This is a genomic window from Paenibacillus sp. MDMC362 (assembly GCF_003269305.1).
Taxonomy (GTDB): Bacteria; Bacillota; Bacilli; order Paenibacillales; family Paenibacillaceae; genus Paenibacillus_AQ.
On sequence record NZ_QLYT01000010.1, the window covers coordinates 46,039 to 60,157 of the forward strand.

The 14,119-nt window shown below is 48.5% G+C and carries 15 protein-coding genes and 1 riboswitch; of the genes, 5 read left to right on the top strand and 10 right to left on the bottom strand.

Annotation, left to right across the window (positions count from 1 at the left end):
• The first annotated feature begins 167 nt into the window (after nucleotides 1-167).
• Nucleotides 168-1,130: a Gfo/Idh/MocA family protein gene (locus DP091_RS04925; RefSeq protein ID WP_113057313.1), complete on the top strand. Its 963-nt coding sequence runs from the start codon at nucleotides 168-170 to the stop codon at nucleotides 1,128-1,130.
• 139 nt (nucleotides 1,131-1,269) lie between these two features.
• Here DP091_RS04925 and DP091_RS04930 read toward each other — a convergent pair whose 3' ends face one another.
• From DP091_RS04930 to DP091_RS04950, 5 genes are all read right to left on the bottom strand, one after another.
• Nucleotides 1,270-2,694, bottom strand: a complete 1,425-nt coding sequence (locus DP091_RS04930; RefSeq protein ID WP_113057314.1) for an NAD-dependent succinate-semialdehyde dehydrogenase — start codon at nucleotides 2,692-2,694, stop codon at nucleotides 1,270-1,272.
• A gap of 182 nt (nucleotides 2,695-2,876) precedes the next feature.
• Nucleotides 2,877-3,848: a siderophore ABC transporter substrate-binding protein gene (locus tag DP091_RS04935; RefSeq protein WP_113057315.1), complete on the bottom strand. Its 972-nt coding sequence runs from the start codon at nucleotides 3,846-3,848 to the stop codon at nucleotides 2,877-2,879.
• 196 nt (nucleotides 3,849-4,044) lie between these two features.
• Nucleotides 4,045-4,803 carry an iron ABC transporter ATP-binding protein gene (locus DP091_RS04940; RefSeq protein ID WP_113057316.1) on the bottom strand — a complete coding sequence of 253 codons (759 nt, stop codon included), beginning with the start codon at nucleotides 4,801-4,803 and terminating at the stop codon, nucleotides 4,045-4,047.
• The gene (locus tag DP091_RS04945; protein WP_113057317.1) at nucleotides 4,800-5,747 is read right to left on the bottom strand and encodes an iron chelate uptake ABC transporter family permease subunit; all 948 of its coding nucleotides are present in this window, start codon (nucleotides 5,745-5,747) and stop codon (nucleotides 4,800-4,802) included. Before DP091_RS04945 ends, DP091_RS04940 begins: the two co-directional genes overlap by 4 nt.
• A complete protein-coding gene (locus tag DP091_RS04950; RefSeq protein WP_113057399.1) occupies nucleotides 5,737-6,690 on the bottom strand; it encodes an ABC transporter permease in 954 nt (317 codons plus the stop codon). Before DP091_RS04950 ends, DP091_RS04945 begins: the two co-directional genes overlap by 11 nt.
• A 540-nt stretch (nucleotides 6,691-7,230) precedes the next feature.
• Here DP091_RS04950 and DP091_RS04955 point away from each other — a divergent pair.
• Nucleotides 7,231-7,833, top strand: a complete 603-nt coding sequence (locus DP091_RS04955; RefSeq protein ID WP_113057318.1) for a nitroreductase family protein — start codon at nucleotides 7,231-7,233, stop codon at nucleotides 7,831-7,833.
• A 183-nt stretch (nucleotides 7,834-8,016) separates the two neighbouring features.
• Nucleotides 8,017-8,119: riboswitch (TPP riboswitch) on the top strand.
• A gap of 84 nt (nucleotides 8,120-8,203) precedes the next feature.
• Nucleotides 8,204-8,809, top strand: coding sequence for a YkoF family thiamine/hydroxymethylpyrimidine-binding protein (locus DP091_RS04960; protein ID WP_113057319.1), 606 nt, complete (start codon nucleotides 8,204-8,206; stop codon nucleotides 8,807-8,809).
• A gap of 74 nt (nucleotides 8,810-8,883) precedes the next feature.
• On the opposite strand, the gene DP091_RS04965 is transcribed toward DP091_RS04960, so the two are convergent.
• Entirely contained in the window at nucleotides 8,884-8,982 is a 99-nt protein-coding gene (locus tag DP091_RS04965; protein ID WP_113057320.1) for a YjcZ family sporulation protein, read from the bottom strand.
• A gap of 117 nt (nucleotides 8,983-9,099) precedes the next feature.
• Complete coding sequence (locus DP091_RS04970) at nucleotides 9,100-9,798, bottom strand: nucleotidyltransferase domain-containing protein (protein ID WP_113057321.1); 699 nt, start codon at nucleotides 9,796-9,798, stop codon at nucleotides 9,100-9,102.
• 143 nt (nucleotides 9,799-9,941) lie between these two features.
• Here DP091_RS04970 and DP091_RS04975 point away from each other — a divergent pair, with 143 nt between their 5' ends.
• Together DP091_RS04975 and DP091_RS04980 are read left to right on the top strand one after the other, a co-directional pair.
• Nucleotides 9,942-10,664, top strand: a complete 723-nt coding sequence (locus tag DP091_RS04975) for a class I SAM-dependent methyltransferase (RefSeq protein ID WP_113057322.1) — start codon at nucleotides 9,942-9,944, stop codon at nucleotides 10,662-10,664.
• Between the two features lie 184 nt (nucleotides 10,665-10,848).
• Nucleotides 10,849-12,099, top strand: a complete 1,251-nt coding sequence (locus tag DP091_RS04980; RefSeq protein ID WP_113057323.1) for a methyl-accepting chemotaxis protein — start codon at nucleotides 10,849-10,851, stop codon at nucleotides 12,097-12,099.
• 198 nt (nucleotides 12,100-12,297) lie between these two features.
• Here DP091_RS04980 and DP091_RS04985 read toward each other — a convergent pair whose 3' ends face one another.
• The 3 genes from DP091_RS04985 to DP091_RS04995 are packed head-to-tail and all read right to left on the bottom strand — an operon-like array spanning nucleotide 12,298 to nucleotide 14,029.
• The gene (locus DP091_RS04985) at nucleotides 12,298-12,858 is read right to left on the bottom strand and encodes a histidine phosphatase family protein (RefSeq protein ID WP_113057324.1); all 561 of its coding nucleotides are present in this window, start codon (nucleotides 12,856-12,858) and stop codon (nucleotides 12,298-12,300) included.
• The gene (locus tag DP091_RS04990) at nucleotides 12,855-13,319 is read right to left on the bottom strand and encodes an NUDIX hydrolase (RefSeq protein WP_113057325.1); all 465 of its coding nucleotides are present in this window, start codon (nucleotides 13,317-13,319) and stop codon (nucleotides 12,855-12,857) included. Before DP091_RS04990 ends, DP091_RS04985 begins: the two co-directional genes overlap by 4 nt.
• Before the next feature lie 2 nt (nucleotides 13,320-13,321).
• Nucleotides 13,322-14,029, bottom strand: a complete 708-nt coding sequence (locus DP091_RS04995) for a class I SAM-dependent methyltransferase (protein WP_113057326.1) — start codon at nucleotides 14,027-14,029, stop codon at nucleotides 13,322-13,324.
• Nucleotides 14,030-14,119 lie beyond the last annotated feature (90 nt).

Here is a 14,119-nt window from a genome sequence, read left to right on the forward strand (position 1 = left end):
ACTCGAGGCATTCGAGGAGGCTTCTGTGCTTTTTTTCATAGCGGATCCGTCAATCTATGTTCAAATGAAGCTTGAATAATATGGATAGCGGGGCTATAATCACGTGTGAGTAATCGAGTTAACGTAACTGAAACCAACATCCTATACGATCAGGAGTGAGGCAACCTATGATAAAAGCAGGCGTGCTTGGAGCGGGAGGCATGGGCGCCGTCCATATCAAAAACCTGCACGGGAACGAACACGTTCAGCTGGCTGCAATATGCGATACCAATGAAGCGTTAGCGCAGCAGCAGGCCGAACTGTACGGCACAGCTTATTATACGGACGGCAGCACGATGCTGGAGCAAGAGCAGCTGGATGTGCTGTATGTATGCATTCCGCCATTTTGCCATGGTGATATCGAAGAACAGGCAGCCGCAAGAGGCATTCACCTGATGGTGGAGAAGCCGCTGGGGCTGGACGCCCAGTCTGTCCGACACAAAGCCAAAGTCATTACTGAAAGCGGAATCATAGCAGCTTCCGGCTACTGTCTGCGCTACCTGGACACCGTTGCGATCGCCAAAGATTTTCTTAAGGACAAAAAAATCGGTATGGTTCGCGCCCACTACATAACAACACCTGTACCGACTCCTTGGTGGCGCAAAAAGGCATTATCCGGCGGCCAGCTGGTGGAGCAGTCCACGCATACCATGGACTTGGTTCGCTATCTGTGCGGCGATATCACCCGCCTGTATGCTGATATGAAGCTGCTGCTGGTGAATGACATTCCGGACCTTGACATTCCGGATGTGGGCGCCATCCAGTTCGTGCTGGACTCCGGAGCCGTCGGCCATATGCAAACTGGATTTATCCAGTTCGATCACCGCAGCGGAATCGAAATTATGGGCCGCGATTTCCGCGTAGTGCTGGACGGAACCACGCTCTCCATTGTAGACAAGGAGAAAGAAATCGTGTACCGCAGCAAATCGGACTTTTACAAAAACCTAACCAATGCCTTGGTTGACGCCATCCGTAACAACGATCCGAGCCTCGTGCTGGCATCTTATGAAGACGGCTTCAAGACGCTGGAAGTGACGCTGGCCGCCAATGAATCCGCGGAAACCGGCCAACCCGTCATCCTGCAATCATAATAAAAAAGGGGCATGCTCGTGGTCTGTAGACCTTGAGCATGCCCTTTGATTTTGGCTTCGTATGGTGTGACGCAGTCCGATAACTGCTCAACAGCTCATCCGCTTCGCACTATGCCGTAATGATGTACCCGTCCCGCTCTTATAAACCAAGCGAAATGTACTTCACCTCCAGGAACTCATCCATTCCGTAGTGCCCGCCTTCCCGGCCAAGTCCACTCTCTTTGAATCCGCCGAACGGCGCTTGCGCCGTCGAGGGCACCGGATCATTCACGCCCACAATCCCGTAATCCAGCGATTCCGCAATGTTCACCGCTTCGCCCAGATTTTGCGTAAATACATAGGCAGCTAATCCATAGGGACTATTATTGGCACGCTGCACCGCTTCGTCTATCGTTTTGAACGTGGTAATCGGGGCAAGGGGGCCGAAGGTTTCCTCGTTCATGCATTCCATGTCGTCGGCTGCGTTCATAATGACCGTCGGCTCAATATAATTGCTGCCCAGCTCCGGCAATGCTTGACCTCCTGCTAATATAACGCCGCCCTTCTCTTGCGCGTCCTTGATCTGCCTCACGACTTTATCCACAGCGTCCCCGTTAATCAAAGGACCGATATCGACGCCGTTATCCAGTCCATTTCCTACCTTCAATTGCTTCACTAGCTCAGCAAACTTCGCGGCAAACTCCTGCGCAATCCCTTCCTGCACATAAACCCGGTTAGCGCATACGCAGGTCTGTCCCCCATTGCGGAATTTGGAGGAGATTAATCCGGCAGCGGCTTGATCCAGATCAGCCTGGTCCGTCACGATAAACGGCGCATGGCCTCCAAGCTCCAGCGATATTTTCTTCACGTTAGCGGCAGCTCCGGCCATCAGCTGTTTCCCCACTTCGGTTGAACCTGTAAAAGAAAGCTTCCTTACGCGGCTGTCTGCCTGCCACACACCGGAAATATCGCTTGAAGCTCCGGTTACGAGGTTAATGACCCCGGCTGGAATACCGGCCTGATGGGCAAGCTCCACCAGCTTGATGGCCGTGAACGGCGTCTCGCTGGATGGCTTGATCACAACGGTGCAGCCGGCGGCCAGAGCAGGCGCCACTTTGCGGGTAATCATAGATGCGGGGAAGTTCCACGGCGTAATCGCTGCTACGACGCCTACGGGCTGCTTCGTTACAATGATGCGCTGCCGGCTGGATGATCCGGGTATAGTCTCGCCGTAGATCCGTTTGCCTTCCTCCGCATACCAGGACACAAAGCTGTTGGCATATTGTATCTCGCCCGCTGCTTCCTTAAGCGGTTTCCCCTGCTCTGTGGTCATAATCCGCGCCAATTCATCCGTATGTTCCGCTATGAGCTGATGCCAGCGGCGCAGCATTTCCCCCCGCTCATTCGCCGTTCTGCGGGACCATGCGCCAAACGCATCGGCTGCCGCATCGACGGCAAGCCCGGCTTCCTTCTTGCCGGCCTTGGACACGGTACCTATTACCTTCCCATCCGCCGGATTATATACGTCCATCTGTTCTTCGGTCTGAATCCATTGTCCACCAATATAAATTTGATTACGAAACATCGTAAAGACCTCCTCATCGTCTCCTCATAGCTGAGAGATTGCTTGTTGATCATCAACTGCTACGGTCGCGATCCGTCCTTCTTATTATCCGTTACCCACTTACCCTAATGCAAAAAAATAAAACACCGGAGCTTTATACGAAAGCTCCAGTGTTTCCTATATTCATAACGATTTCGCTAAACTTATTTAATAGCTGCGTCTACTTCCGTGATCATTTCGGATACGGACGTCAGGCCGCCGCCGGAAAGATACCAGAAATCCGGGTTCAAGTAAACGATGTTACCCTCTTTCGCCGCGTTCGTCGTATTCACAAGCTCGTTCTCAACGACCGCTTTAGCACCGGAATCTCCTTCGCCCGTGGCAACCGCTGCACCGCGGTCGACAACAAAGAGATAATCCGGGTTCATCTCAACGATGTACTCGTTCGAAATGTCTTTACCATGGGTGCTGACTTCGATACTAGGATCTACGGCTCCGAAACCGAACACGTCATGCAGAATGCCGAAGCGCGAACCTGGTCCGTATGCGCTGATTTTGCCTTCGTTAGCCAAGATGATCAATGCTTTCTTGCCAGTTGCTGCAGCTTTCTCATTCAAAGCTTTGATGTTTTCGTCGATCGTAGCAAGCTCTTTTTCAACTTCTGCTTCCTTACCAAAGATTTGACCCAGCGTGTTCATGTTTGCTTTAAAGGATTCCATGTATTTGCTTGTATCAACACCCAGGAAGATGGTTGGAGCAATTTTACTGAGTTCCTCATATGCATCTTGCTGTCTGCCGGAAATGATGATCAGATCCGGGTTAATGCTGTTGATTTTCTCAAAATCAGGCTCTTTCAGGCTGCCCACATTCTCGTATTTCTTGTCTTCGAATTTGGACAGGTAGGACGGGATATTGGCTTGTGGAACGCCCAAAACCTCAATTCCCAATTTATCGACAGAGTCCAGAATACCGAAATCAAAAACAACAACGCGGGAAGGATTCTTCTTAACAGGCGTTTCACCCAGTTGATGGGTAACCGTGATTTCTTCACTAGCAGCCGGTGGATCTCCTGCTGCATCTCCGCCACCCGTGCTGCTTGTTTTATCATCTTGACCACAAGCCGCGAGTACAAGCGTGAACATTGCTACCATAAATAAAGCCAACCATTTTTTCATTATTTACACCCCATTTTTATATTTAAAAGCTTCTATAATTCAACATATTTTTGAACTTATGGTTGAATATGTAATTCAATTCGAACAGATTAAACCCTGCCGTCCTTTACTCAAGGCAGCCCTGCCTTTATTGGATAAGGATTCCGTGATGTTATCTTCCCGAATCCTTATCCTTTACCCTCTAATACCCTGTCGCTTACCCGTAGTATACGCACACCCGGTTGTCATTAATCTCTTCGATCTCAATGTCCATGTCATAGATTCCGCGAAGCACATTGCTCTGAATGATATTCTCGGTCTTCCCTTCGCTTTCAATGGCTCCATCCTTCAATGCCACGATGTAATCCGAATAGAACGAAGCGAAATTGATGTCATGAATAACGATGACAATCGTCTTGTTCAGATCAGCGACAAGCTTTCTGAGAATCTTCATAATCTGTACGGAGTGTTTCATGTCCAGATTGTTCAGTGGCTCATCCAGCAGGATATACTCTGTATTCTGGGCGATGACCATCGCTATGTAAGCACGTTGGGTCTGACCGCCGCTAAGCTGATGAAGATATTTATGCTGCATATCCCCTAACTCCATATAAGAGATAGCCTCGTCTACGTATTTCTCGTCATCCGCGTTCAATCTGCCCTGAGAGTAAGGAAAACGACCGAAGGATACAAGCTCACGCACCGTCAGACGGAGGCTGATATGGTTCGATTGTTTCAGAATCGAAACCTTCTTCGCCAGATCGCCGCTCTTCCATTGGCTAACCTCTTTGCCGTCCACCGTAATTTGTCCGCTGTCCTTGCCTGTTAATCTGCTAATCATGGACAGCAACGTACTCTTTCCGGCACCGTTCGGGCCGATAAAGGAAGTGATTTGACCTTTCGGGATCGTAACGGACACGTTATCAACGACTTTTTTGCCGCCATAGACTTTCGAGACGTTCGTAACCTGGATCATGCTTTACTCTCCTTTAGTAGCAGGTATATGAAGTAGACACCGCCGATGAAGTTGATAATGACGCTGAGCGTTGTAGAGAACGTGAACACCCGCTCTACAACCAATTGACCGCCGACCAGTGCAATAACGCTAATCAGTATGGATGCTGCTATTAAATATGAATGCCTATATGTCTTCATCACTTCGTAGGCAACATTGACCACCAGGAGCCCGAGGAATGTAATCGGACCTACCAAAGCGGTAGCCACCGAGATCAGAACAGCAACCACAATCAGAAGCCGCTTCACAACATAATCATAATTCACGCCGAGGTTGATCGCCTGCTCACGGCCTAGTGCCAGCACGTTCAGGTACTTGGCAAATCGGGCAAAGTACAGCAAGGTCAGCGCTACGACGATAACGGAAAGGACCAGAAGCTCGGTCTTCACATTGTTAAAGCTGGCAAACATTTTGTCGGCTACAAACTGGAACTCGTTCGGATCTATCAGCACTTCCATAAAGGAAGACATGCTGGAGAACAGGGTTCCGAAGATCATGCCGATCAGCAGCAGGAAGTAAATATTATTCCCTTCCCTTTTGAACAGAATCTTATATAAGACTCCGGCAAACAGGATCATCGCACCGACGTTGATCAGAAAGTTAACGTTGCCTCCCAGTTTGTACAGCGTGAAAGATCCAAAGACAAAGATGACGGTGGTCTGGATCAGTATATATAAGGAATCTAATCCCATAACACTAGGCGTCAATATCCGGTTATTCGTGACCGTTTGAAACACCGTGGTAGACAGAGCAATTGCTCCGCCGGTCAGAATAATGGCCAGCACCTTCTTGATTCTCCTCGGAAGCGCGTAATCCCAATTGCCGCCAAGATCAATGAACAGAAAGACTGCCACCAAGATGATTGCCGCTGCGGCCAACAGGCCGAGTTTGGCTTTATAAGTCATAAGCCTTTCTCCTCATCAGTAAGAAAATGAATATACCGCTTCCGAGTACGCCCACGGTTAGACTAATCGGAATTTCATAGGGATAGATAATGATCCGGCCCAAGATGTCACAGAACAGTACGAACCCGGCCCCCAGCAGCGCGGTATGCGAAAGGCTTTTTTTCAAATGGTCCCCTAAGTACAAACTAACAATATTAGGTATGATCAGACCAAGAAACGGAATCACGCCGACCGTCAGCACGACGGAAGCCGTAACCAGCGCCACGATGACCAGACCCAGATTCACAACTCTCCGGTAGTGAAGGCCCAGATTGGTAGCAAACTCCTCTCCCATTCCGGCCACCGTAAACTTGTTGGCGAACAGATACGCCAGAATCACGAGCGGGATACTAATATAGAGCATTTCATACTGGCCCTTCATGATCATGGAAAAATCACCCTGGAGCCATGCGGACATATTCTGAATAAGATCATATTTGTATGCAAAGAAGGTGGCGATCGAACTGACGATATTACCGAACATCAGCCCTACGAGCGGGATAAAGATCGCATCCTTGAACTTAATCCGATCCAGTATCTTCATGAAGATAAAGGTTCCCGCCAGAGCGAATACAAATGCCACAAGCATCTTGATAAGCGGTCCGCTTGTCGTGAAGACGAGCATGGCTACCAATATCCCCAGCCTGGCAGAGTCCATCGTACCTGCCGTGGTGGGCGATACGAACTTATTGCGGCTGAGCTGCTGCATGATCAATCCGCAGATGCTCATGCTGACACCCGCCAATATGAGACTGACAAGCCTAGGAATCCGGCTGACAAGCATAATATGCTGTTGTTGTTCGGTCATCGAGAATAATTGCAGTGGCGAAATATCTTTAACTCCAATAAATAATGAGATTATCGAGAGTACCACAACGGCTGCAAATAAGTATCTAATCTTCATGGCTCTTCCTTCTATGCGTATGTCTCTAAATACCTGTGTCGTGCAATTTTCGTCATCATTCTCATTGAGATTGATTATCAATTGCGTTCTGATATGCATTATATCATCCTCATTCTGGCTCGACAAGTATAATTGAGAATCAAAATCAATTAAATTGTTCATAATTGTCTATTTTGTTCATGAATTGTTCATAATATGAAGTTTCGTGGAGACCTAGCTTATGTCCAGGCAGAACCCACACTTTAGTTAAACCTCTCATTAATGCAGCTTCTGCATTAATGAGACTTCACTTAAAACGACAGGGATTCAATCCTCATTAAACAGATAAGGAAATTATATTTTCAGTATTAAAAGTCGTTGACAATTACTCTAAGTTATATTAATATCCTAACATAATTATTATTTCTAACTAAACGTAAGTTAGTGTGGAATGATAATTAAAACTATGGCTATTAACGTAAAATGCATATTTGCTTGGAGTAAGGGACATCTTCTTATCAGGCGTATGCAAATTCGATTACACCAGGAGGTTTTTTTTCAATGTCTAAAGATTTTTCAGCTGCACTCAAAAATCGCCGTTCTTATTACGGGATTAGCAAAGAATCCGTTATCTCGGACGAGCGTATTCAGGAAATCGTAAACGAAGCGGTTAAGTATACTCCGTCTTCTTTCAACTCCCAAAGTGCACGCGTCGTTGTATTGCTTGGCGAACAGCACGATAAGCTGTGGAACATCACGGAAGGCATCCTGAAGGAAGTTGTTGGCGATGAAGAAGCATTCAAATCCACTGCCGACAAAATGGCTTCATTCCGCGCTGGTTACGGTACGGTACTGTTCTTCGAGGACAACAACGTCATTGCCGGGCTGCAACAAAACTTTGCCCCTTATGCCGACAATTTCCCGGTATGGTCCAACCAATCCAACGGCATGCTGCAATTTGTAGTATGGACATCCCTTGAAGCAGAAGGTCTGGGCGCATCCCTGCAGCACTACAACCCGCTGATTGACGAAAAAGTAAAAGCCGAATGGAACATCCCGGAAAGCTGGAAGCTGATTGCTCAAATGCCTTTCGGTAAGCCGGTTGCTGAACCAGGCGAAAAAGAATTTGCACCGCTTGAAGATCGCGTGAAAGTATACAACTAATCAAATAGATGAAAAAAGCCGCCTCCCAAGTTCCCGCAATTGGGACAGGCGGTTATTTTATAATGGGCAAAGATTGAAAAAACGATGGCAAAACGATACAATTACACAGGTAAGAGCCCTCGAACTTCTACGATAACATGAAGCTCCGGGGCAAATCTTGCGGTAACCAACTACATAAGATGTTGGCTGTACTAGGGGTGCCATGTGCTGAGAGACGGCGGACTGCCGTCAACCCTTATCACCCGATCTAGGTCATACTAGCGTGGGGAAGTGTAGCATTTATGTTTATTTCCTTTCGTAGGCATAACTGCACTTTCTTCATGGGGTGCGGTTTTTTTGCGTGGACTTAAACAATGGGGAGGAAATGACAATGAATGAGCTAGTTTGCGGAACCAGCCGGATCGTCGGATGCCGGTTCTCGGTATTTCCCATGACAGACCGGTTTGTGGAGGTCATCATGGGCGCGCTGCAATCTGTGGATACGGGAAAGGTGTGGATTCAAACAGACGATGTGAGCACTTGCATTCGGGGACGTGCAGAGCATGTATTTGATGTTACAAGAGCGATATTCGCCCATGCTGCGGCGAGCGGCGTGCACACGGTTTTTAATGGGACTTATTCCATCGGCTGCCCAGGAGATACGGACGCCGATGTATATATGACTGAGGATTCGACCCGCTTGAACAACGACATCGGAGAACATGCCGATATGGAGACTGCCTGCCAATTCGCTCTTTACCCCATGGGTACGGACAAATACATGGATGTCATCTACGGTGAAGTAAATCGTGCGAAGGCAGCCGGCACGTTCGCCGGAAGCGTTCATTACGCCAGCCGGTTGGACGGATCCTTATCCCGGGTGTTCGGATCTCTTGAAGAGGCATTTTTGCATGCGATCCAATCCGACAGCAGCCATCTGGTCATGACTGCAGTGGTGTCGGCTCACAGCCCCTCGGTTAAAGCCGCATCGAATTGAGTTCGATCGAGGCAGACAAAAAGCCCGGCAAGCGCCGGGCTTTTTCTGTCACTACTGCCAAGAATCTTGACGGTTTAAACCCAAGCACTCAAGATGATTACGAGCAGGATAAAGAGAACCAAAATAATTCCTACTGAATTGCCCCATTCACCGCCGCCACATACTCCGCTCATGAAGATCCCCTCCTGGATTTAAAGTATCACGTGATGTAATCACACTATTATAGTATTTCCCGCGTCGTGCTAGCGTCACGGCTAATGTACCTCTCTTTATCTATTGGCAACGGTATTTTATTCCTCGTGACCGATGAGAAGTTTCCCTCCGTATGGAAGGAGCATTTCCTCGGTAAATGCCATAAGAACAGAAGAATCATCTTGGCGATACATCGCCGCGAGAGCTGCTTCCAATCGCTCTCCTAAGATTGTGTCATAGCGGTTAAACAGACGGAACAGCGTCTTCCCTTCTCCCGTCCACTCCCGGTTCACCCTAAGTATAAAATCACAGAGAATCGCGGCTATTTTGTGGACCGTAAACCATTTTTCGCCATCCCTTCGGGGACTCTTCAAGTCTAACATGTGCTCAGTCAGCACATAACGGTAATCGTTAATATCGGATATCGTCAAGGGCAGGGGGCCGTAATCCAAATCGCTTCGGGCTTCCGCCCGTACCACTTCCCCCTCGGGCAGCAGCCGCAGCACCGTTCCTTCTGCGATCATCCGCTGAAACGACGGATTCGCCGCGATCACTCCCTCGTCGAAATATTCACGATAGGAGGATAAAGACAATATAAAGATTTCCGCGATCCACCCATGCGCCTCTATCGTCCTCCTGCTGAAATCATGACCCTCTCGTTCAATGACCATAATGTCCAAATCGGATTGTTCATTATATTCGCCTCTGCTCGCGCTGCCGCCAAGCACTGCAAGCAAACAGTCGGAATAATCGTGTTGAATGACGCGCTCCGCTGCCTCTACCGGTTCCATCCTCATGCCGTTTCCTCCATTATGAATCTGATCCTCCCGAAAAAAGGGCTCAAAATATCTAATTCAGCTAAAACCCTAAACGTACCTGAATCATATGGTAAATAAACGATTACCCTCATGTTGATGACAAGGAAGAAGGGATAGATGAAATGAACTACATTCATATGCTCTCCAAATTAGGCATGGGCAGTGCCCACCCGGGAGGATTCGAGGCAACCCTCAGAATGCTGAAGAATTATCCCATTCAACCGGGCAGCCGCATTCTGGAGGTGGGGTGCGGAACTGGCAGAACCGCATGCCATCTTTCGGAAATGGGGTATCAAGTGACAGCTATTGATCTGAACGAAAATATGATCAAAAAAGCACGGGCGCGAGCCGAAGCGATGGAAATCGACGTGCAGTTCCTTCAAGCGGATGTATGCGCATTGCCTTTCGAAGACAACCAATTTGATCTGATCATGGCCGAGTCTGTTACCGTATTTACGGATACTTCGAAATCGCTGCCCGAATATTACCGCGTTCTGGATCGCGGAGGCGTCCTGCTAGACAGAGAATTGCTGCTTGATAAGCCCATGCCGGAAGCAAAGCTTCAGGAACTGCTTGAATTCTTCGGAATACCTAATCTGATGATGAGAGAGGAATGGGCGGAGTCCCTCTTGGCCTGCGGGTTTGAACAGGAAGAAATTCTGGAATACAACCACTTCAATGAGCAGCTAAAGGAAGAGCAGACACGTCATCTGGATTCATTTGAACAGCGCGATAAAGGACTCCTCTTCGATGTTGCGCTCTGGGAAACGCTGTTTAAGCATGACCGCATGATTCTGGATAATACCGATTATCTGGCTTCCGCCTTATTCCGGGCAGTAAAATAAAATCATTTCATATCTATGCATCAAGTGGGGATTCGCTTATCTGCTACGCATCCCCTCTCCCTCCTTATTTTCAGTCCTTTCGACCTAATCCAACACTTTTTGTCAATTCGTTCTATCTAGTTTTGCCCGTCGATGCTATAATCATGGTAAATATATCCTATGTTGTTGAGGAGGACTCATTCTTATGGCATGGTTCAACAGACTCCCTATCTCACGAAAAATTACTGCAGCCTGTTTTCTCATTGCCGCTTTGTTTGCGGTTCCAATGCTGCTTGCATTTATTCTAATGGGTAAAGCAATCATTGGCGTGGTCATCGTGGTGGTACTAACCGGTCTTACTTTTCCTCTTTCTCGCCTTATTGAGAAAACGCTTACCAACTCCTTCGCGGAAATCTCCAGCGTTTCTGCCAAAATCGCGAAAGGCGACTTCACCTTCCAGGTAGAAGAGGTTGGGGGCATGAACGATCTCAGCAGAACATTCAACAGCATGGTGGACAAGCTTCGTAAAATATTGCAGGAAACCTCGGATATTACGCGTCAGGTCATGACCTCAAGCTCCAATATCTCGATTAAAAACCAGGAGCTCATTCAAGTGATGAATCAAGTCTCATTATCTTCCAATGAGCTGGCCGTCGGGGCTAACGAAATTTCGGAAGACGTAGCCGAAATGACGCATTCCATTGGCGAGATCGAGGAGAAGGTCAGCAACTATACGCATTCGACCCAGGAAATGAATACCCGTTCGATCGAAACGCTGGGACTGGTTGAGCAAGGGAGGGACTCCGTCGCCAAGCAGTCTGCAGGAATGCAGCGTAATATTGACGCAACGGCCAAGGTCGCGGAGTCCATTGAGGCACTGGCCCGGAGTGCCAGAGGAATTACCCAGATCACGGAGACGATCTCTGAACTTGCCGATCAGACTAACTTGTTATCCTTGAACGCATCCATTGAAGCTGCAAGAGCAGGCGAGCACGGCGCAGGCTTTGCCGTTGTTGCCCAAGAGGTGCGTAAATTGGCCGAAGAATCCACGTCATCAACAAGGGAAGTATTCAATCTCGTACGGAGCATCGAATCGGACGTGAAACATGCGACCCAGAACATTAAAATTAATGAAGAGGTCGTCAGGCAGCAAACCGAAATGATCCGTGAAGCTGAGCTGGTGTTCATGGAGATTGTAAACAGTGTGCAATATATTTCGGAACAGATCGCCGCTTTCTCCAAGGAGAGCGAATCCATGCTCGAAAGTGCGAAGAACATTTCGTCCGCGATTCAGAATATATCGGCGATTACGCAGCAATCCGCCGCAGGAACGGAGCAGGTGTCGGCATCCATGAATGAAGGCATCTCATCGATCCAGAAGATGGCCGAGGAAGCGGAATCAATGAATAATGCCGTTTTCCGGCTGCAAAAAACGATCAACATTTTCAAATTTTAAGTAAGGTACAGTCTACATAATGTATACGCGCTTTCGAAGCGGCAACGAGCCGAAATGCAAGAAATGGCTGTGCTAGGATAACATCCTGAGCACAGCCATTCTTCATTGGACACATTTTTGAATATAACGAACCGTCCGTTAAGTGGGCAAACCTTCATAGCGGCAGCCCCCTTTTAAATCATGTAGAGTACTCCAGCACTATGGCTCGTTCCATAACCGCGCGATATTCACAAGCTGACCTTCCTCAAACTCGGCTCGGTAAATATCCGGCAGCGTCGTACCCAGCCAGAAATGATAATCGAATCGTTGATCATAATGCTGCAGCATGAGTGTCATAATGTCGCCGTGGGTGCCAATCACGACACGCTTTCCGATATGCATGTTCAGAATTTCCTTTAGCGCCTGGACTGCTCGGCTTTGCGCGCTTTTGCTGGATTCCCCTCCGGGGAAGGAAGTGGTTGGATCCTGAAAAAGGATCTTCTTGGCATCGAGGAAGGAATGGCCCTGATAATCCCCGACCTCCCGTTCCCTTAAATCCTCTTGCTCCGTAATCGGCAATCCCAAAGCGTCCGCCAATGGTTGGACCGTATCCTTGGCTCGTTGATAAGAGCTCGATATGATCGCGTCAATCCCTTCACCCAGGAGCATGTCCTTGACTCGAACCGCAGCGATGGAACCCTCGGCGGACAATCCCCTCGACCTTTCCTTCCCCTCGAGAAATGGAGAGTCCGCATGCCGCACAAAATAGAATGTCGTCATCCTTCAACCTCTGCTTCTTTAGAAGTCTCACCCTTTAATACGGGATCCATCATCATCTCTACAAACGGTGTTAACGGTAACAAGCCCAATGACTCCAGGGGAATCCATTTTGCTCCTAATGAGTCCTGACCGTCTCCGTCCGTTTTAATTACGGCTTCCTCATTCAGCAGCTCGACATCATACATAATACCGATGTGATGCAGCTCTTCCATCCGATTCGCTTCATACTGGTATACGATCGTGTAGGATACAGCCGTCCGGATACTGCCCTTTATTGGAGAAAGCCCGGTTTCCTCTATAAATTCGCGCTGCAGCGTATGTTCCGGCTCTTCTCCGAACTCAATGGAGCCGCCCGGTAAATCCCACTTCCCCTTGTGCGGCCCTCTCGCTTTCTGGATCAACAGGATATGATCATATTGAATCAATACTCCATAAACGCCGAGATGCGTATGTTTCACCACAGTTAACACGCTCCTTTTCTTGCAGTGAAGGTAATCCATTGACTTCGAAAGAGTATGTCTCTCCCATCCTTCACTTCTTGAATATCCTGCTGCACCTGACGCCTCGTTAAGATCTCCCATTCCGAATACAGGTCATCGAGCATGGAAAAGGCTCTGTCTGCTGACAGATTCAACTCGATTAAACCTTCCTCCTCCAGGCCCGTTTCCTGATCGATTTCCTTCACCTCTGTGCTCATCATGATGCAGTGTATGCCCTGGTGCACGGTTCCTGCCTGCATCTGGTCGATCTTGGATACGAAGGCATCCTCGGAGCTCATATGCTCCAGGCATGAGCATGCGATGACGTAATGATAAGTATCCTCGGCAATTTCATAGTGCTCTACGTCTGCCACAATGGCCTCAAGGTTTGAGCTTACGCCATGTAGTGCCGCATACTGCCGCAGCTTCTCGACTGCCGTTGGCAGCAGATCCACGCAGACCACCTGCCCGTTCGCCGCTTGGATTCGCTGCGCAACCGCGATACCGTTACGCCCGACGCCACAGGCCAGATCCAATACCCGCATCTCATGAAACGACAATAATTCCAGATGATCGAGGACCGTCTGCACGGGCTTCGCTAACCAGCTCCCAGGCTGAAACAATACGGCTTCCTCGTACAGTGTTTCATGATACAATATTTCCTTTTGACGTGCGCGGTTGAATATGTCCATTCGATAGCCCCTTGTTCCGGCCGTTATAAGGCCTGCCTATAATTTCAACACGGACAGCCGATTTCCTTGCTCACTGCAACTCCTGCTAGG

Coding starts and splice junctions, on each gene's coding strand:
- DP091_RS04960 (WP_113057319.1), top strand. CDS start 8,204: ATGAATGAGCTAGTTTGCGGAACCAGCCGGATCGTCGGATGCCGGTTC.
- DP091_RS04995 (WP_113057326.1), bottom strand. CDS start 14,029: ATGGACATATTCAACCGCGCACGTCAAAAGGAAATATTGTATCATGAA.
- DP091_RS04975 (WP_113057322.1), top strand. CDS start 9,942: ATGAACTACATTCATATGCTCTCCAAATTAGGCATGGGCAGTGCCCAC.
- DP091_RS04950 (WP_113057399.1), bottom strand. CDS start 6,690: ATGAAGATTAGATACTTATTTGCAGCCGTTGTGGTACTCTCGATAATC.
- DP091_RS04980 (WP_113057323.1), top strand. CDS start 10,849: ATGGCATGGTTCAACAGACTCCCTATCTCACGAAAAATTACTGCAGCC.
- DP091_RS04925 (WP_113057313.1), top strand. CDS start 168: ATGATAAAAGCAGGCGTGCTTGGAGCGGGAGGCATGGGCGCCGTCCAT.
- DP091_RS04965 (WP_113057320.1), bottom strand. CDS start 8,982: ATGAGCGGAGTATGTGGCGGCGGTGAATGGGGCAATTCAGTAGGAATT.
- DP091_RS04955 (WP_113057318.1), top strand. CDS start 7,231: ATGTCTAAAGATTTTTCAGCTGCACTCAAAAATCGCCGTTCTTATTAC.
- DP091_RS04970 (WP_113057321.1), bottom strand. CDS start 9,798: ATGAGGATGGAACCGGTAGAGGCAGCGGAGCGCGTCATTCAACACGAT.
- DP091_RS04945 (WP_113057317.1), bottom strand. CDS start 5,747: ATGACTTATAAAGCCAAACTCGGCCTGTTGGCCGCAGCGGCAATCATC.
- DP091_RS04985 (WP_113057324.1), bottom strand. CDS start 12,858: ATGACGACATTCTATTTTGTGCGGCATGCGGACTCTCCATTTCTCGAG.
- DP091_RS04930 (WP_113057314.1), bottom strand. CDS start 2,694: ATGTTTCGTAATCAAATTTATATTGGTGGACAATGGATTCAGACCGAA.
- DP091_RS04935 (WP_113057315.1), bottom strand. CDS start 3,848: ATGAAAAAATGGTTGGCTTTATTTATGGTAGCAATGTTCACGCTTGTA.
- DP091_RS04940 (WP_113057316.1), bottom strand. CDS start 4,803: ATGATCCAGGTTACGAACGTCTCGAAAGTCTATGGCGGCAAAAAAGTC.